Raw genomic sequence first — 17,328 nt, forward strand, 5'->3', positions numbered from 1 at the left:
GGAACGGGTGGACGATTTCCTTCGGATTAGGTGGTCGATTTCATCGGAATCCGCATTTTGATGTTGCCGTTGCCCTTATCCGCGTGCATCGGCGTGCATCCGCGGCTAAAAAAGGTGTTGCCGTCAGAACTGAAAACCATAGAGGCAATATGAGCCGCGGATGAACGCTGATGGACGCAGATGAAAAGCAACCCCTTAGAACCGGGATCTGGTTTCAGACTTTACCCCAGGATCAGGGTTTTGATTTTGCTTTCAGGCCTGATCAGTGTTCATCCGCCCTTTCTGCGTCCCATTTAAGGTTTTGATGTTGCCGTTGCCTGAATCTGGGCAACCTGACAATTCAAGACCTGACCCCAGAGGCTGACACTCAACCGGTTTATCGAGGCTGCATACAGCGGCCGGCTTTCGCGACCAGGCACACCACTACCCCGACCCCGATCCCGGCCAGGTTGTAGAGCAGGTCGTGCCAGTCTCCTGAGCGGGTCGGCAGGGTGGTCTGGATGATTTCCAGCAGCACGCCGAGCAGGAAAGGAGCAAGGATCAGCCAGGGCCATCGCGGTCGCAGGGTAAAACCGAAGGTCAGGGTGAGGAGGAAGTAGCAGAGGGAGTGGCCGAGCTTGTAGTGGTTGATGAGATAGTAGCGCGCCGCATCCGGCAGGGGCAGCCGGCCGAGGGCGTGGGTGTACCAGGACTCGAAGGTCGGCTGGCTGATGCAACTGAGCAGCACCACCAGCGACGCGGCGGCGAGGGCCATCAGGGTTGCGGTACGCAGGGGGCGCACGGTGAGGTCAGCGGCTCGCCCGAGTCATGACCTCGGTCACCGCCCGGCAGGTCGCCGCCATCTCCCGCTCGCCCAGAGTCGGATGCACCAGGAACAGCAGGCTGGTCTCCCCGCAGCACCGCGCGTTCGGCAGGCGCTCTTTCGGGCCGAATCCGGCATCGGTGAAGGCTTTTTCCAGGTAGATTTCCGGGCAGATGCCGCTGAAACAGGGAACCCCTTCGGCGGTGATGGCGTTCATGATCCGGTCGCGGTCCCAGCTGGGTGCCAGCCGTTCCGGGCGGACAAAGGTGTAGTACTTGTAGTAAGCGTGGTCGATATCGGCCGGCGTCTCCGGCACCCGCAGCGCCGGGATCTTCCTAAACGCCTCGTCCAGCAGCGCCGCGTTGCGCTGCCGGGCCGCCTTCCATTCCGGCAGCCGGCGCAGCTGAATGCGGCCGATCGCCGCCTGCATTTCGGTCAGCCGCCAGTTGGTACCGAACGACTCGTGCAGCCAGCGGAATCCGGGTGGGTGCTCGCGCTCATAAACCGCGGCGTAGCTCTTGCCGTGGTCCTTGTACGACCAGGCCTTTTCCCAGACCGTCTTGTCGTCGGTGACCAGCATCCCCCCTTCCCCGCCGGTGGTCATGATCTTGTCCTGGCAGAAGGAGAAGGCCGCGGCGTCGCCGAGAGAGCCGACCGGACGGTCCTTGTAGCGCGCCCCGTGGGCCTGGGCGCAGTCCTCGATCACCTTCAGGTCATGCTCGGCCGCCAGTTCCATAATCGGGTCCATGTCGCAGGGACGGCCGACCAGGTGTACGGCGATGATCGCCCGGGTTCGCGGGGTGATCAGCGGGCGGATGGTGGCGGCGCTGATGGTCAGGCTGTCCGGTTCGACATCGGCGATCACCGGCACCGCGCCGCGCATGACGATGGCGCTGGCCGAGGCGATGAAGGTGTAGCTGGTAGTGATCACCTCGTCGCCGGCGCCGATGCCGAGCGCCTCCAGCGCCAGTTCCAGCGCCACCGTGCCGTTGGCCAGGGCGACGGCGTATGGCGTCCCGCAGGCGGCGGCGAATTCCTTTTCGAACGCGCGACCCTCGGTTCCGGTCCAGTAGTTGACCTTGTTGGAGAGCAGGACGTTTCTGACAGCTTCGGCTTCTTCTTCGGTGAAGGAGGGCCAGGAGGGGAAGGGGTTTATGGTCATGGGAATATTTTCCTCATTGAGAATTTTGGATTTTGGATGTTGAATTGAATTCAAAATCCAGCATTCAGCATTCAAAATTGTCATCACCACCGCGCCGGCGGCTGAAAAGCCGAGGCGAGAAGCGTGCCCCCCTGGGACTGTCCCCGTTTTCCAGCGGGACTGTCCCACTCAGGGTTCAGGACGGATCGAGCGGTTCATTAAAAGGTACCCGTCCCCCTTGGGTTGTTCCTTGGGACTGTCCCCGGTTCCCAGCGGGACTGTCCCACTCAGAGTTCAGGATGGACCGAGCGGTTCATTAAAAGGTACCCGTCCCCCTTGGGTTCACGACCCTCGATTAAACATGCCGCACCAGGTCCATACTGTCGTGAAGCAGTCTGAGCACATCAATAGTTCTCACGCCGCTGACACGGAACACCACAAAATGCCGCCCTTTACGCCCTTGTCTGGCGACATGAAGTGTCAGAATGCCATGACCGATCTCTTCGCGGCGCCTGGCACCTGATACTTCAGGGCCCTCTGCAAGCGCACTGAGCGCCAGCGACAAGGTCTCGGCATAGACAGCAGCCTGATGCTGACCAAAGTTGGCCGCCGACCATTGCACAATTTCAAAAAAGTCCTGCTCAGCCTTGCCGGCGAGTCGAACGGTCCAAAGTGAGCTCATGTGTTACGGATCGCTTTGGCTGACAAGGTTCTGAGATGCGCGCCGAGAGACTCAGGTGATTCGAAGGTGCTCAAGCGCCCGGCCTCGATATCGGTGACACCCGCCTCTATGGCGCTGCGCAAAGCAGCCAGCCGTAAAGCATTCTCTTCCTCACGCTGCTCAACAAGTCGCAGACCTTCACGCAGAACTTCACTGGCATTCTGATAGCGACCCGAGGTCACGAGCTGCTCCACCAGGCGAGCCTGGTGGTCGGTCAATACAACATTACGAGTCGGCATAATTGATCTCCTTTTCAGCACCAATGGCATATTATGCCAACGGGATCAAGAAAAGTCCACGCCATAAAACAAATTCAAAACCCGGCATTCAGCATTCAAAATTGTCATCACCACCGCGCCGGCGGCTGAAAAGCTGGGGCGAGAAGCGTGCCCCCCCTGGGACTGTCCCCGTTTTCCAGCGGGACTGTCCCACTCAGGGTTCAGGACGGATCGAGCGGTTCATTAAAAGGTACCCGTCCCCCTTGGGTTGTTCGGTAAAACAAAACCCCCGCATCAAATTCTGACACGGGGGTCTCAATTCTGAGGTTCCGGAAAAGCTTGTCGTCGCCGGATTCCGGAACCTGCTGCCCGAAGGCAGTCTCACAAGCGCGATTGATCGGGAACACCAGCTCTATCAAGTGTCACAGAACACAGGCAGGCACACGGGCGACAAATTAGTCATCCACCGTCCCCCTCAGGCAACATCGTCAACAAGCCGTCTACTAATTCAGCAAAGTGAGGGCAATGACTCTTTATATTTTCAATCCTCTCAGCAGCCCGCTTTGCTATCTTTGCATATCGCTCCGGCCGTTTTTTTATCCGCTTTGCTGTCTCTGGAACTTTTCTCCCGCGGCTGACATGATCGGCCACGAGTAACTCCTTACCCACATCTTTTATCCGTTCCGGCTCATCTCTATCCAGCAAACCAACAACTAACCATGTTTCTATTGCCTCTACCGCAGATGCCAGAAGTGTCCAGGACAAGTCATCTGCCACCACACCATCCGGCCATAACCATCTGCGTAAAACTTCCTTAACATAAGCAGCCCGACCAGAGGGTTCGGAAAGAGCGTAATCCCCCGGGTTAACATCTGATTGTCGTTGAAACTCGATTTGGTCACAGATATCTGTGTCTATCAGAACAAGAAGATACTTCCAGTCATATTCAATGGGGTCTCCCGCAAACAGTCCACCACTAATCATGCGTTTGCGTAACGCGGGGGAATTGCTTAAACACCATTTTTGAATCTTTGTCCAGCCCCCATCTGAATGTTCGCCGCTTGTCCGGTCCATTGTTGGCTGGAGGAAACAGAAGCTATCTTGTTTTAATTCAGGCACTGCAGCTGGTAAAAGAATTTGTAATGCTACTAAGTCAGTCGGACCTTCAGCAACAACTCCTATTTTATCGTCCATGATTATAAATCTGTATCTCCTAACGCATTTTTTATCATCCCACTAATCAACATTTCAGAAAGATTCTTTCCCTTTGCTATCCTAATCCAGTCTGAACGCGTCATATTTTCCGAAGGCAACAACCTTTCAACCTTTGTATAACCAGTATCCTTTTCTCTACTAACAACAAAAATTCTCTGATTGTCGTCAAAAATGTCGAATGCATCAAGTGAAGTTGGATTATGACTTGTCATGAAAACTTGCTCAGGACCAATACCAAATTCTCGATATTTACTTTCACAGGTCAATGAAATCAATTTTTCAAGCAGCACACGAGTTACTGCTGGATTTAAAGCATTATCAACGTTATCTAATGCAAAAATTTTGGGGGCTTCAGGATGTAAAGCCAAGACGGCAAGAAAAAGGAGATATAATGTCCCTTCACTGCTGTCATAAGCGGACAACATATCCCGACCCCTCTTCATAAACTTGTCCCTGAAGTACAAGGTTTGCTCAGCGGTCCGCACTTGGGAAGAAACTATCGCAGGGTCTGCCGGTGCTATTTCGAACTGATTTGCCCAACCAGGCATCCACACCAACCCCAAAATATCATCAACCAATTCCCGTACTTCTGAAGATTTCAAGACGGGATTCATCAAAACGGCAGCAGCAGCCTGAGGCAGCCCCCCTCCCAACAACCCCACAGGTCGAACAGGCACAGACTCAACGTCCGTTCCCCTTAAAAAAGTAGTCTGAGGTGCATAGATAGAAAATTTTGACAGCTTATTAAGCTCATCAGAAAGATCCTCAGGACAGTCTATTAGTTCTCTAAATCGATCCCACAAACCTCGATCCGGAGATACATCTTTACGAGGTTCAAGATCGCCACGCAATGTAATGCCGTGATTACTCCTTCCCATATACGTTATGTTTTTATGAACAATATGTTCAGTAAAAAATCTTAATGACTGAGAGCTTTCACTGGCTGTTATTCTAACATCATATGATACAGAACGGCTCATAACCGCTTCTAGATCAAAATTAATACGGAGAGTTCTGTTTTTAAACGACGATTTAAACAATGTTGGTACTGACAAACGAACGCCTTTTCTCTGAAGCTCAGCATCGGTAATATCTCTCCCCAATGCAGCGCCCATCACTCCAATTGCTTCAAGAACATTTGATTTGCCAGCCCCATTAGGCCCCAAAAACAAATTGACACGCCCAAACTCCAAGCTCTCATTAACAATAGATTTGAAGCCTTTTATTGTAAGTTTTTTCAGCAAAATCCGCTCCGTCTTTCAATGCGCCAGCAAAACAAAAGCATTCTCAAAAAAAAAGGATATAAGTTTAAGATTATTACAACAGACTACCAAGAGAGTCAACTGCGCCCCAAGCCCATTTAAAATCACCTCACCCAGCATTCAAAATTGCTTATCTCTTCTCCATGACCTTCGCCGGGTTGCCGACCATCGCAACCCAGACCATCCCCTCGGAGATGTCACCGCAACCGGGGGCGACAGCCCAGAATCCTTCTCCCGGTTGTTGCTCCGCGTAAACCTGGTACTCACATGCCGGCTGTCCGGCGGTGGCGGCAGGGCGCGGCGAGGGGTTGCCGGCGGGCGGGTTCTCATCATCGAGGCAAACCATGCCTTCCGAGACGTCGGCGCAGCCCGGCGCCAAAACAAATTTCATGGGAAGCGGCGTCGGTGGGGTCTTTTGTTCTGGGCCCATGTGAACCTCCAGAGCTGAAGTTGATGCGGTTGCTGTTCACCACATCCTACATTTTCGGGACAGGATTCTCAAAACCGGCGGAATCGGGAGCCTGGTCACACCCCGCCCTCGACAGCGGCACGGCCGGCGGCGGCGCGGACAGTCGTGGTCACCGCCAGAAACAGCACCCCGCAAATCAGAAACCAGCCGAGTTGCCACCAGAGCCCCCGGTTATAGGCCAGCAACATGCCACCGCCGATCAGAATCTGGATCAGGCCATAGCAGCAGGAAACCTTCCAGTGGGCAATTCCGCGCTCGTTGCACAGCACCTGGTAGAGATGCCGGCGATGGGCTTGGGATAATTTCTCTCCGTCCCGTTTGCGGATATACAGGGTGGTCAGCGCGTCGGCGTAGAACATGAACAGGAAGGAAATCAGGCAGATAAATCCGGGGATCGTTGTCGAAAGCAGGCAGACCAGCCCGGCGTAGGCGAAGCCGAGCAGCACACTGCCGACATCCCCCATGAACACCCTGGCCCGGGGCACGTTGAACGGCAGGAAACCGAGGCAGGCGGCGGCGAGTCCGGCAGCCAGCAGGGTCATCCACGCGGGGGCTTGTCCCTGGTGGGCGAACAGGGCGACGAGTGAAAAGGTCACCAGCCCGGTGATGCCGGCGATGCCGTTGATGCCGTCCATGAAGTTGTAGAAATTGGCGGTGCCGACGATGAAAACGGCAAAGAACAGGAACAGGGGGATGCGGATCGGCCAGGCGACATCCCCGTTGGCAACCAGAAGCACGGCAACAGCGGCGGAGAACTGCAGCAGCAACCGCAGGCGGGGCGTCAGGTCGAGCCGATCATCAAAGAAGCTGACCACCGAGAGCCCGGCGGCCGGTAACCAGAAGAGCAGCGGAACGTGGGTCAGCAGGCCGGTCAGGCAGAGGCCGAAAAGGATGCCGATGCCGCCGCCCCTCGGGGTTGGAGTGACGTGCGAACTGCGCTCGTTGGGCAAGTCCACCAGGCCGAGTTGAAAGGCGAAGCGGGCCATGAACCAGGCGCCGGCAAAGCCGAGAAGAGCATTGAGGAATAGCGTTGATATCAGCATAAGCAGGTTATTCGATTCAGAAAACAGAAGAGAATTTATTTTCTGCCGACGGCTTTGGTTTCAATCTTTGGATTTATCGGCACAATCGGCGGCAGAGGATTCACCAGTGAACGCCTCAACCAACGAATTCAGGTAGGCCGGCACCCGCGTCTCACCCTCGGCCGGTGTCCAAGGAGCCGTGTCTTCAGCAGGAATGGGACAAAAACGAACGGACACATGAGCCGGGTTCGATGGCAACCAACATCCGCAGGGAAGGATCAGTGTAGCAGGCGTAGAAGTTTAAATTTTTGCGCAACTCCTTGTCTGAAAAGGCGGTTCCCGAGAATTTTATTAACCATCCCTTTATCAATTTTTTCACAGAACCAACCTCATAAACACAAGATACAGATCTAAGCGTTCAACTCCGTCAGCAATTTTGAATATTTCTCGCCTAAAATTTCCCAACGCAAGCTCTTTTCAACATACACGCGTCCCCGTCGACCTATTGTTTTTCTTTCTTCATCGGTCAATGCATACATTTTTCTTAAGGCAGCATCCAGCCTATCTGGATTATATGGAGGCACTACTATCCCGGCACAAATCTTATTGACAATATCATTTTCGTGACCTATTGCATTTATAACTGGCTTACTAGCCACAAAATAGTCGCCAATTTTATTTGGACTAGTACCGTAACTATAAATATTTTTATTATTCCACCCTATAAAACAAACATCTGATTTTTTTACAGCAATTGAAACTTGTTTTTTTGACATTCTCGGGAAAAAACTTATAAATGAAATCTTTTCATTCCTAACACGATCTTCCAATTGCTGTTTAGAACTTCCATCGCCAATAAAAACAAAATGGTAGGGTGCCTCTTTGGAACCAACCAATTTCTTCAAGTCAAGCACTTGGTCCAATGCATTAGGCGGACCATGGGCACCAGCATAAACAACAATCAACTTTTCCCGTTTTTTTAGACGTTCAAAGAGAGATTGACAGTCATGTGGCAGTTCAACACCATCTACAGATTCGTCAAGATCAGCACCATTTGAAATATAATGGAACTTATCCCTATCCAAACCTCTTTTGCCCATATATTGGTAGGCATTCTCTAAAAGAGATACGACCGCATCGGCTTTTTTGTAGCCCTGTTTTTCGATCATCCCCATCCAGACAACAAGAGGATGCCAAGCAGGCACTCCAAGCAACTCTACCAAACTGAGGGGCCAGAGATCTCGTACTTCAAAAACAACCTTGGCGGACAATTGTTCCGCAATTTTGTTTACCGCAGGAAAAGCAAACAGGTGAGGAGACGAAGCAATCAATACATCCGGCTTAGCTAAACGCCCAGCAGCAATAACCTGCGGCAACAATTTAACCTGACGATTGTAATCAAACATATTGGAAAGCCTCGTCCAGGCATTTCCAACATAAGATCGTGTAGGAAGTTGAAAATATTGGACTTCGTCAAAGGAACGCAGAGTCAGATGATCTTTCTCCGGCGCCGATTCTTTGCGCAAATGATGACAACTTGCAGCGACAACCGTAACGTCGTGCCCAAAAGGGGCCAAACTTTTGGCCAAGTAATGAGCCCTCATCGGAGCGCCACAATCCGGCGGTGCTGCATAATGGTGAAGATACCAAACCTTCATCATCCTAACCCTCAACCCAAAAGAACTATCCGCAAGGATCCCTTGTGATAAAAGCGACAATTTTTTGCGCAGCATCCCCTTTTCCATAAGGGGACAGGCCAACTCCCTGGCTACCTACTGCACCACTCAAGGCCTTCAAAAGATCGCCGCCCTAGGCGCGGCAGAGAGCATGAACCTCAAGGCAAAACTCACTATGAGAAAAGTCTACGGGTTTCGAACCCTGAAATGCCTGCAAATCGCCCTATATCATGAGCTTGGCAAGTTGCCGGAACCTGATTATCTCCGCAGATTCTGATGACGAGCCTTATTTGCTTTCAATATCTGGCCATCAAGAAACAAAGCCCTACCTACAACATTTGTTTTGTAGATCGAACCGAATGTTTATTGGGCATTCAAAGCCTTAGAGTTTTTTCATAGAGGCACAGTAGTTTTTTTTCCTCTATCGACCAATTGTATTTTTGCAAAACTGCCTGTCGCCCATTTTCACCCATCCTCTTGGCCACTTCTGGATTATCTAAAAGATAATCAATAGCATCGGCAATAGCGTGAGTATCTAAAGGGTCGACACAGATACCACATTTTATTGACTCAACAATACCTTTCCAACTTGGGAAATTTGATGCGATTACTGGTATTCCTGAAGCCATATATTCAAACATTTTAGTAGGCTCGGTTTCTTTATAATTTTCAATGGGGTGCAAGACAACCAATCCGGCAAAAGATGAACTCAAAACCGAAGCGACATCCTCTCTAGCAATTACACCAAGATACCTGATCAAAGGCCAGTTTTCATTTTCTTTTACTTTTTCAAGGTCAGAAACTACAGGCGGACCGGCCAATAAAATTTCACACCTTACCAATGGGGCTATATCAACCATTTGCTGCAGCCCCCTCAAAAGAGAAATCCCCCCCACATAAGAAACATATTTTTTTTCATCCCGAGATATTACTGTTCCCATTTCAAATTCTTCTACTATTGGGTAATTCCTTACCGTAGCTACATATTTACAATTTATGTTGATCTTTTCATAACAAGTTTCTGCAAGAATCACGGCATCATAAAATCTAAGCGCTACATATTGAAACAATTTATAACATAAGGATATTGCTGGTCTAAATATATATGGGATCCATTTTTTATTATATATTTGAGCCGCAACATTTTCATGCATATCAAATATGACTATTTTACCACTCGACTTAAGAACCAACCCAACTGGAAGCAATTCCGGATCATGAATATGATATGCATCTGCATTTTGAACTACACAGGCCCTGTATAGTTTAAATGTAGTTTTAAGTATACGATTGAACCTACCATGCAATCTACCGACATCTATAATATTGACTCCATTTTTATTATCTGTCCCTTTTCCATCAGCTACAATTAAGGTCACATTATAATTGTTTGCCGATGCACTTGTACACATCTTGGCAAATATTCTCGCATCGTTACGGGAATGGACCGAAGTTAAATGAACTATATTTCCTTGCATTATATATGATCTCCAACACTTCGATAAATTGTCAAACCAAGCACTCCAAACAAATAACGATTATCAGGAAGGTCCCCACTAAAAAGTGAATTTATGAATGTATTCATCAAAAACATGACAATAGCGAGAATTATTGGATCATAACGCAATCTATCATCCCGAACTAAATTTGATATGGACTTGACAATAAAGCCAATCAACAATAAAAAACCAATAATTCCAAACTCAACAATTACTTCAAGAAAAACATTATGAGGATACCCCCTAACGTCACTTCCATTATTAAGAATTGGCCAACTCCCGATGCCGTGCCCAAGAATAGGCGCCGACACCCAGTAGTTTATAGAATCTTTTATAAAATGTAATCTTTCTACCGCAGAGTTACCAATATCATTTCCAAAAAGCAACATTAACCTTCTTAAAGTAACCGGCACATAATCTGAGTCAAGCAAGTGATTCAAATAAAATCCGCCAAATATGGCAATAAGGAAAATTATAAAAAATCCTTTATTCTTATACACACCTTGTCGAAAAGAAAAAGTCAATAAACCTATCAACAATACGGGCACAGCTACTGCAATAAAAGGCCCACGCCCACCAATTACAAGCAGTATATAACTTCCAAAAACAACCCAAGACAGGCATGCTAATTTAATAATTTTGTGCATATTAGAATAAATGGCTACTGTCAACAACAACAATGATGCAGGCCCTACTGTTCTACCAACACCTAGGTAATTACCTCCCATAACACCAACACCCAGAATACCGCTTGAGGAACTATATGCCATATAAGCTTCTATCGCTATCCAGATGGACATCAGTACCCACGCAACAAAAAACCTGACCACACGAACACTTTCAACACCGATCACTAAAGAGCAAGCAAGAAAAGTCCATAAAGTCAAAATACAAAAATATAGCGTTTTCTGGGTTGCATAGATTTCACCAGGCGACCACAATAAACTGACTAAACAATATCCAAAAAACAGCAAACCTGAAACGATAAAACTGATATTATCCCTCCTAATGGCAAACTGATTTTTCTTTAGTATAAACATTCCTGACAAAAAACTTATCAAGAAAAAAAATAGGGTTATATCAATCGGAAACCAAGAAAAACGAGGGTCAGCCTTGTACCTACCAGCAAAAAGAAATTGAACAAAAACGAACTCAAAGGAGATGAAAAATTTCCATGTTAAAACATGATAATAAAATTTTGATCGATGAACACAATCAAAATTATCTTTTATTTTCATTGAAGCTGTTTTCATTAACCTTGAGCACCAGTTGTCTCTATTACCTTCAAAGACAACAGAAAAAGCATGGCATATGACAAAAACATGCTGATACCATATAACAATATGGCCGTTAAAGGTGAGAGCTTCAGAAATGACGCACCGTACAGGGCTGCAATCACTAAGAGAAGCCGCAAAGCATCCCATATGAATTGGACAACTTGCTTTTCCAATATAGTGAGTGTTTGCGACAATGGTACGACTACAAATTGAATTAGAAACATTGCAGCCAAAGTCTGTGTATATATACCAGCGTCCCGCCATGCGTTGCCAAAAATAAGTCCGAAAACATCTGGGCCCCACAAACCAAGGACCAAAACTGGGATAGCTCCATAAATAGCCAATTTTTTTGCCATGCCTAGGTATAGCCCCCTCATAACTACTTGTCCTTCATACTTTTTCTTGGCAAACTCACCGTAAAATACCTGACCTATAGCTTGACCGAATAAGACCATAGGAATACCAATTATACGTTGAGACAATGCAAACAGCCCTGCTACCTTAACCCCATAAAAACTCGCCAGCAAAAGCGGGGCTATCTGCAAACCAGCGCTATTAAGCAACGATGAACTGGCTGATATCATGGGGAATCGCCGATATCTTATTGCTGACTTTATCAGGTCGTTAAACGTCATTCTGTGAATCGATTGACGCTGCCGCGCAAAAGCTCTCACTGCAAGACTTCCACTACCACCTACTCTCCCAAAAACATCCCCAACGATCAGCCCAAATGCACCTGGGTTGAAGAATCCAAAAGTAAGCTGGATAATAACCATTCCTACAGACTGAATAATCTTTGTCTGAGATATTGGTCCAAAATCTGAAGTTCTCACAGCCCAATAGTTCAGCGATTGATAAGTCCCTATTCCAAGCAGGCCAACGGGGACCAACCAGAGATATGATGCAATTGCTTCAATCCCAGCCGCACGCACGATTTCTTCCCCCCAGAAAAACTGGGCGATAAACAAAATCAAACTTATAATGAAGGCAATCCCCAACGACAAAAGCAGAAGGCTCAGGGCGCTATCATCATCTTCTGGCAATGGGATTGCTAGGGGATAACGGAGCGTCACAACATTTCCCAGCATGCCGACAACGGACATATACACTGCGAGAGCCCCAAATTCCTCTGGTGAATATATCCGTGTCAGCAGAGGAGTCGCTGCAAAAGCAACCCCATAGCCAACAGCTGAGCCACTAGCCAAAATGGCCACGTTCCTCCCAAAACTTTCTGATCTAAGAAGATGCCTGATTCTATTACCTAATTGACTCACCTGAAGAATTATCCATTACCAACAAAAAAGGGAGATAGGATGGTATTAACTACAACATATATGTTTGCCAGCTAATTTAGCTAAAATTTCAAACTGTTGGTTCTTTGCTAGATAGGGAAATATAGGTAGGCTCAGAACCTGGCGCGCCATTTTTTCGGCAACGGGAAAAGATCCATCCTGATTATTCAAATAAGACATGGCATCAAGCAAACATACCGGCTTTACGTAATAGACCATTGTCGGTATAGCGGCCTTGCTGAGACGAAACTGCAAATCGTCTCGATTTTGGCACTGAATCGTATACTGAGCCCACACCGAAGCATATCCATCAGGTATATGCGGGGTCATAACCCCAGCCATTTCACACAATGACTTTGAATAACGTTCAGCAGCAACTTGCCGAAGCTCTATTTCCTCAGGATAAATCTTCAACTTTTCAATCAGGATAGCTGCCTGAATAGTATCCAACCGAGCATTGAGTCCAATTCTGACATTGTTGTATTTGTCTGGCCCTTTCCCATGTACAAGTAAGGACCGAATCTTCTCCGCCAGATCATCATCATCAGTAAAAACAGCCCCACCATCCCCATAACAACCCAATGGTTTAGCCGGGAAAAAACTGGTCGTTCCGACATGCCCGAGCCCAGGTGCCTTCCGTCCCTTATAGGTGGCTCCAAAAGCCTGAGCTGCGTCTTCCAGCACAAACAAGCCATGTTTTTCGGCCAAAGGCATGATGGCATCATAATCCGCAGGCAAACCATACAGGTCGACAGGGATAATCCCCCTCACCTTCAACTTGCCCTCTTCTACAACCCGCTCAATCGCCTGACCAAGTTTGATGGGATCAATATTGAACGTGCGCGGGTCGATATCGACAAAAACCGGGGTGGCGCCAAGCAGGGCAATAACTTCGCAGGTGGCAAAAAAAGTGAAAGGAGTTGTAAAGACCGCATCCCCCGGGCCAACTTCATAGGCCATCAACCCCAACAACAATGCATCCGTACCGCTGGAACAGCCAATGGCATGGCGGACCCCGACAAACTCGGCAAGCTGTCGTTCCAACTCAAAAACCTCCGGCCCCATGATGTACTGGCCATGGTCAAGGACTCGCTTTATCGCTGCATCGATCTGTGGGCGGATACGCTCCTGCTGGGCTTTTAGATCAATAAACTGCATCACACAACCTTCTTATTTCTGTTTCAACTCATCATAAACCACAGAGCCGACAGCCATTTTTTCAGGCAACGGAGCATCTTCGTCAAGATCCAGACAACGCAATAGACCTGGTTCCTCCTCCCGATACCGCAATCCACTTTCCGGACAGGTCATCACACCCTCGGCATCAGGGTTGGCAAGCACATGCCCATGTCGGCTCATCCAGCCTTTCTGCCGAGCCGGGACGCCGACCATAAGCGCATAATCAGGGACATCTTTTGCAACAACCGCCCCGGCGGCAATAAAGGCATACCGGCCGATGGTAATACCACAGACAATCGTCGCATTCGCTCCAACTGAACATCCGCGCCGCAACAGGGTCTTTTCATAAAGAGAGCGGCGAACCACCTGCGACCGGGGGTTGGTAACGTTGGTCAGGACACAGGAAGGTCCGAGAAATACATCGTCTTCAATCGTCGTCCCTTCATAAATGGAGACGTTATTTTGCACCTTGACGTTGTCGCCAATCTGTACCCCACCAGCGATCGAACAGTTCTGCCCAAAGCTGCATCGATTACCAATCTGCGCCCCGCTCAGGACATGGCAAAAATGCCATATTTTTGTATATTCACCGACAGCAGCCCCATCATCAACATAACTTGAAGTGTGGACAAAAGCCGTTTCTGCTATTTTCGTCATTTTTCTACCTTTCGGCAAAACGGATGATAATCACCAGTCAACGCGTGGATTTCAGCATGCCGTACGTCATGGACAACATTGATGCAATCGCGCACATCAGCAAGACCAAACCCCTGCCCAGAAAGAATTTCCTCATAGCTCCTTGTATGTAAATCTGTAAAGCCACCGGAGAATTCAACTTCTTCGCCATTAACAGTGATTGAACGGTATGTTGTTTGCCCCTTTTCCTTGACCTCAGCAGGAAGATGCTCGGACTTTGTACTTAAAAACCATCTTACCCTTGCGTGTTTAAGTTCAAGGAATCCTGCCGTTGTCTCGGCATCTCTTACATGGCAAATATTCTTTACGACCGGGCCAAAAACATAAGCAAGCATGTCGAAAAAGTGGACGCCGATATTCGTCGCAACGCCACCAGATTTTTGCTCATCGCCTTTCCAACTAACCTGGTACCATCTCCCCCGTGAAGTAAGATAAGACAGGTCGACCTCAAACATTTTCCCGGGTTCGGATTGAATTTTCTCTTCAACTTCTTTCTTCAGGGCAATGATGCTCGGATGCAACCTTAACTGCAAAATGGTATTGACCCTTTTTCCACTTTCTTGCTCTATTTCCTGCAAAGCGTCAATATTCCACGGGTTCAGAACCAAGGGTTTCTCACAAATAGCATGTGCGTGAACACGCAGCGCAAACCGGATATGCGCATCATGAAGGTAATTCGGTGAGCAGATACTGACGTAACTGACCTCTCGTCCCGCATTCTCTCGTCGCAGTTTTTCTATATGCCGGTCAAACCGTTCAAATTCGGTAAAAAAATGTGCCTGTGGGAAATATGAATCTATGATCCCAACAGAGTCATTCTTATCAACAGCTGCTACGAGTTGATTTTCTGTGTCCTTTATCGCCTTCATATGCCGGGGGGCGATATACCCGCCAACCCCAATTAATGCAAAATTTTCCATTGAACTTTCCAACCTCCAAAAATTAATAGAAGACCAAAGAGGTCAAATCTGCCGGCATTGACAAAGCTTCTGGAGATGGCGCGACCGCCTTACCCCCAAAACTCTCAACAGCATCTCACCCTCTACAAACTCCAATATCTCAGTCCGGTGGACTCAACGTCATCCCGCCGCAACAAGCCCTTCACATCCACCACCACCCCGGACCCATTGCCATTACCACACAGATCCTTCAACTGCTTCGGGGAGATATCCGCAAAGGCATCATGCGCCACCGCCCAGACAACACCGTCAACCGGGGCGAGACCATCAAGACCAACCAGCTCAAGCCCATACCCGCTCCGCGCCTCCGTCGGATCAGCCATGGGATCATGCACCAGCACCTCAACGCCGTACTCTTTAAGCTCGGCGATAATATCGACAACCTTGGTATTGCGAATATCGGGACAGTTCTCCTTGAAGGTCAGCCCCAGCACCAGCACCCGCGCCCCCTTGACCGTCTTGTCAGCACGGATCAACTTCTTCACCGTCTGCTCGGCGACATGCTTGCCCATGCCGTCGTTGATACGCCGGCCGGCGAGGATCACCTGCGGGTGGTAGCCGATCGCCTCGGCCTTGTAGGTCAGGTAGTAGGGGTCGACGCCGATGCAGTGACCGCCGACCAGTCCGGGGGTAAAGGGCAGGAAGTTCCACTTGGTGCCGGCGGCGGCCAGCACCTCGCGGGTGGGGATGCCCAGCCGACCGAAGATCAGCGCCAGCTCGTTCATCAGGGCGATGTTGAGGTCGCGCTGGGTGTTCTCGATCACCTTGGCGGCCTCGGCAACCTTGATGCTGGAGGCGCGGTGCACCCCGGCGGTGACCACCAGTTCATAGACCGCGGCGACCGTCTGCAGGGTCTCGGCGTCCTGGCCGGAAACCACCTTGATGATCTTGTCGACGGTATGCACCTTGTCGCCGGGGTTGATCCGCTCCGGCGAGTAGCCGACCTTGAAGTCGACGCCGCAGGTCAGGCCCGACGCCGCTTCGAGGATCGGCACCGCCACCTCTTCGGTGACGCCGGGGTAGACGGTCGATTCATAGACGACGATGCTGCCTTTCGCCAGGTTGGCGCCGATGGTGCGGCTGGCGGCCTCGACCGGGCGCAGGTCGGGCTTCTTGTTGCCGTCGATGGGGGTCGGCACGGTGACGATCAAAAATTGCGCCTCCTGCAGCCGCGCCGGGTCGGAGCTGTAATCGATGGTGGTCGCCGCCAGCTGTTCGGCGGAGAGCTCGCCGGTCATATCGACCCCATCGCGCAGCTGATTCAACTTGCGGGTGTCAATATCAAAACCGATAACGTCGACCTGGCGTCCAAACGCCGCCGCCAGCGGCAGCCCGACATAACCGAGGCCGACCACGGCAATCCTGGCCTTGCGCTGAACAATATCCTCAAGAGTAACCATGCTCATTTTCAAACCGCTTCCGCCACATTTTCACTCCGCCCTTCCCGCTCCAGGTAATACTCCAACGCCTTCTTCTGGATGCAGTTGGTCAGATAACTGTAAACCGCCTCACGACTGCAATGCGATTTCCCATCCCGTTCACCGCCGAAGCGGCATTGAGCACATACGTGAAGGATCATAGAGCCTCCGTAAGTCTTAAATTCCGACCCTCTGAGGGGGGACCCTCTGAGGGGGGGACCCTCTGAGGGGGACAGGCACCTTTTAATGAACCACCCTGCCCAACCCAAACCCTGAGTGGGACAGTCCCAGGATTTCAACGAACTTCCGAGAGGGACAGTCCCAGAACTTCGGGACAGTCCCTGCAGTCCTTAACCCACCACCCGCTACGTAGCCAGAACCTCTGAGGGGGACAGGTACCTTTTAATGAGCCGCCCTGACCATCTCTAACCCTGAGTGGGACAGTCCCACTGTAAAACGGGGACAGTCCCAAGGGCGCAACG

Annotated in this window: 17 protein-coding genes and 1 pseudogene; 1 reads left to right on the plus strand and 17 read right to left on the minus strand. The window is 49.8% G+C overall.

The window, feature by feature from the left end; translation table 11 throughout:
• Positions 1 to 376 precede the first annotated feature (376 nt).
• From C2E25_RS16420 to C2E25_RS16460, 9 genes are all read right to left on the minus strand, one after another.
• The gene (locus tag C2E25_RS16420; protein ID WP_103116804.1) at positions 377 to 781 is read right to left on the minus strand and encodes a VanZ family protein; all 405 of its coding nucleotides are present in this window, start codon (positions 779 to 781) and stop codon (positions 377 to 379) included.
• Between the two features lie 7 nt (positions 782 to 788).
• Positions 789 to 1,964 carry a DegT/DnrJ/EryC1/StrS family aminotransferase gene (locus tag C2E25_RS16425; RefSeq protein WP_103116805.1) on the minus strand — a complete coding sequence of 392 codons (1,176 nt, stop codon included), beginning with the start codon at positions 1,962 to 1,964 and terminating at the stop codon, positions 789 to 791.
• A 334-nt stretch (positions 1,965 to 2,298) separates the two neighbouring features.
• On the minus strand, positions 2,299 to 2,625 hold the full coding sequence (locus C2E25_RS16430) for a type II toxin-antitoxin system RelE/ParE family toxin (protein ID WP_103116806.1): 327 nt from the start codon (positions 2,623 to 2,625) through the stop codon (positions 2,299 to 2,301).
• Entirely contained in the window at positions 2,622 to 2,903 is a 282-nt protein-coding gene (locus C2E25_RS16435; protein WP_103116807.1) for a type II toxin-antitoxin system ParD family antitoxin, read from the minus strand. Before C2E25_RS16435 ends, C2E25_RS16430 begins: the two co-directional genes overlap by 4 nt.
• Positions 2,904 to 3,341: 438 nt before the next feature.
• Complete coding sequence (locus tag C2E25_RS16440) at positions 3,342 to 4,076, minus strand: hypothetical protein (RefSeq protein WP_146033005.1); 735 nt, start codon at positions 4,074 to 4,076, stop codon at positions 3,342 to 3,344.
• A 2-nt stretch (positions 4,077 to 4,078) separates the two neighbouring features.
• Positions 4,079 to 5,341: an AAA family ATPase gene (locus tag C2E25_RS16445; RefSeq protein WP_158247309.1), complete on the minus strand. Its 1,263-nt coding sequence runs from the start codon at positions 5,339 to 5,341 to the stop codon at positions 4,079 to 4,081.
• Between the two features lie 148 nt (positions 5,342 to 5,489).
• Positions 5,490 to 5,789, minus strand: coding sequence for a hypothetical protein (locus C2E25_RS16450; protein WP_103116810.1), 300 nt, complete (start codon positions 5,787 to 5,789; stop codon positions 5,490 to 5,492).
• A gap of 95 nt (positions 5,790 to 5,884) precedes the next feature.
• Positions 5,885 to 6,871: a UDP-N-acetylmuramyl pentapeptide phosphotransferase gene (locus tag C2E25_RS16455; RefSeq protein ID WP_103116811.1), complete on the minus strand. Its 987-nt coding sequence runs from the start codon at positions 6,869 to 6,871 to the stop codon at positions 5,885 to 5,887.
• A gap of 389 nt (positions 6,872 to 7,260) precedes the next feature.
• The gene (locus tag C2E25_RS16460) at positions 7,261 to 8,583 is read right to left on the minus strand and encodes a glycosyltransferase family 4 protein (RefSeq protein WP_158247310.1); all 1,323 of its coding nucleotides are present in this window, start codon (positions 8,581 to 8,583) and stop codon (positions 7,261 to 7,263) included.
• 79 nt (positions 8,584 to 8,662) lie between these two features.
• Between C2E25_RS16460 and C2E25_RS16465 the strand changes: the two are divergent.
• A pseudogene (locus C2E25_RS16465) lies at positions 8,663 to 8,803 on the plus strand (ISL3 family transposase); the annotation flags it as partial.
• 97 nt (positions 8,804 to 8,900) lie between these two features.
• Here the strand turns inward: C2E25_RS16465 and C2E25_RS16470 are convergent.
• The 8 genes from C2E25_RS16470 to C2E25_RS17590 form a co-directional block, all read right to left on the minus strand.
• Positions 8,901 to 10,004: a glycosyltransferase gene (locus tag C2E25_RS16470; RefSeq protein ID WP_103116813.1), complete on the minus strand. Its 1,104-nt coding sequence runs from the start codon at positions 10,002 to 10,004 to the stop codon at positions 8,901 to 8,903.
• Positions 10,004 to 11,263, minus strand: a complete 1,260-nt coding sequence (locus C2E25_RS16475) for an O-antigen ligase family protein (protein ID WP_158247311.1) — start codon at positions 11,261 to 11,263, stop codon at positions 10,004 to 10,006. Before C2E25_RS16475 ends, C2E25_RS16470 begins: the two co-directional genes overlap by 1 nt.
• A 14-nt stretch (positions 11,264 to 11,277) precedes the next feature.
• Entirely contained in the window at positions 11,278 to 12,516 is a 1,239-nt protein-coding gene (locus C2E25_RS16480; RefSeq protein WP_158247312.1) for a lipopolysaccharide biosynthesis protein, read from the minus strand.
• A gap of 105 nt (positions 12,517 to 12,621) precedes the next feature.
• Positions 12,622 to 13,752, minus strand: a complete 1,131-nt coding sequence (locus C2E25_RS16485; protein WP_103116815.1) for a DegT/DnrJ/EryC1/StrS family aminotransferase — start codon at positions 13,750 to 13,752, stop codon at positions 12,622 to 12,624.
• A 12-nt stretch (positions 13,753 to 13,764) separates the two neighbouring features.
• Positions 13,765 to 14,430: an acyltransferase gene (locus C2E25_RS16490; protein WP_103116816.1), complete on the minus strand. Its 666-nt coding sequence runs from the start codon at positions 14,428 to 14,430 to the stop codon at positions 13,765 to 13,767.
• On the minus strand, positions 14,427 to 15,389 hold the full coding sequence (locus C2E25_RS16495) for a Gfo/Idh/MocA family oxidoreductase (RefSeq protein ID WP_103116817.1): 963 nt from the start codon (positions 15,387 to 15,389) through the stop codon (positions 14,427 to 14,429). Before C2E25_RS16495 ends, C2E25_RS16490 begins: the two co-directional genes overlap by 4 nt.
• A gap of 122 nt (positions 15,390 to 15,511) precedes the next feature.
• Positions 15,512 to 16,828 (minus strand): nucleotide sugar dehydrogenase, encoded by a 1,317-nt coding sequence (locus tag C2E25_RS16500; RefSeq protein WP_103116819.1) that lies wholly within the window; start codon positions 16,826 to 16,828, stop codon positions 15,512 to 15,514.
• Positions 16,829 to 16,836: 8 nt separating this feature from the next.
• Entirely contained in the window at positions 16,837 to 17,007 is a 171-nt protein-coding gene (locus C2E25_RS17590; RefSeq protein ID WP_158247313.1) for a hypothetical protein, read from the minus strand.
• Positions 17,008 to 17,328 lie beyond the last annotated feature (321 nt).

The sequence above is a fragment of the Geothermobacter hydrogeniphilus genome (genome assembly GCF_002898515.1).
Taxonomy (GTDB): Bacteria; Desulfobacterota; Desulfuromonadia; order Desulfuromonadales; family Geothermobacteraceae; genus Geothermobacter_A.

Bases quoted from the DNA above. Each gene is read 5' to 3' on its own strand.
- C2E25_RS16430 (WP_103116806.1), bottom strand. From the start codon at position 2,625: ATGAGCTCACTTTGGACCGTTCGACTCGCCGGCAAGGCTGAGCAGGAC.
- C2E25_RS16440 (WP_146033005.1), bottom strand. From the start codon at position 4,076: ATGGACGATAAAATAGGAGTTGTTGCTGAAGGTCCGACTGACTTAGTA.
- C2E25_RS16475 (WP_158247311.1), bottom strand. From the start codon at position 11,263: ATGAAAATAAAAGATAATTTTGATTGTGTTCATCGATCAAAATTTTAT.
- C2E25_RS16490 (WP_103116816.1), bottom strand. From the start codon at position 14,430: ATGACGAAAATAGCAGAAACGGCTTTTGTCCACACTTCAAGTTATGTT.
- C2E25_RS16435 (WP_103116807.1), bottom strand. From the start codon at position 2,903: ATGCCGACTCGTAATGTTGTATTGACCGACCACCAGGCTCGCCTGGTG.
- C2E25_RS17590 (WP_158247313.1), bottom strand. From the start codon at position 17,007: ATGATCCTTCACGTATGTGCTCAATGCCGCTTCGGCGGTGAACGGGAT.
- C2E25_RS16485 (WP_103116815.1), bottom strand. From the start codon at position 13,752: ATGCAGTTTATTGATCTAAAAGCCCAGCAGGAGCGTATCCGCCCACAG.
- C2E25_RS16460 (WP_158247310.1), bottom strand. From the start codon at position 8,583: ATGCTGCGCAAAAAATTGTCGCTTTTATCACAAGGGATCCTTGCGGAT.
- C2E25_RS16470 (WP_103116813.1), bottom strand. From the start codon at position 10,004: ATGCAAGGAAATATAGTTCATTTAACTTCGGTCCATTCCCGTAACGAT.
- C2E25_RS16450 (WP_103116810.1), bottom strand. From the start codon at position 5,789: ATGGGCCCAGAACAAAAGACCCCACCGACGCCGCTTCCCATGAAATTT.
- C2E25_RS16500 (WP_103116819.1), bottom strand. From the start codon at position 16,828: ATGGTTACTCTTGAGGATATTGTTCAGCGCAAGGCCAGGATTGCCGTG.
- C2E25_RS16425 (WP_103116805.1), bottom strand. From the start codon at position 1,964: ATGACCATAAACCCCTTCCCCTCCTGGCCCTCCTTCACCGAAGAAGAA.
- C2E25_RS16495 (WP_103116817.1), bottom strand. From the start codon at position 15,389: ATGGAAAATTTTGCATTAATTGGGGTTGGCGGGTATATCGCCCCCCGG.
- C2E25_RS16455 (WP_103116811.1), bottom strand. From the start codon at position 6,871: ATGCTGATATCAACGCTATTCCTCAATGCTCTTCTCGGCTTTGCCGGC.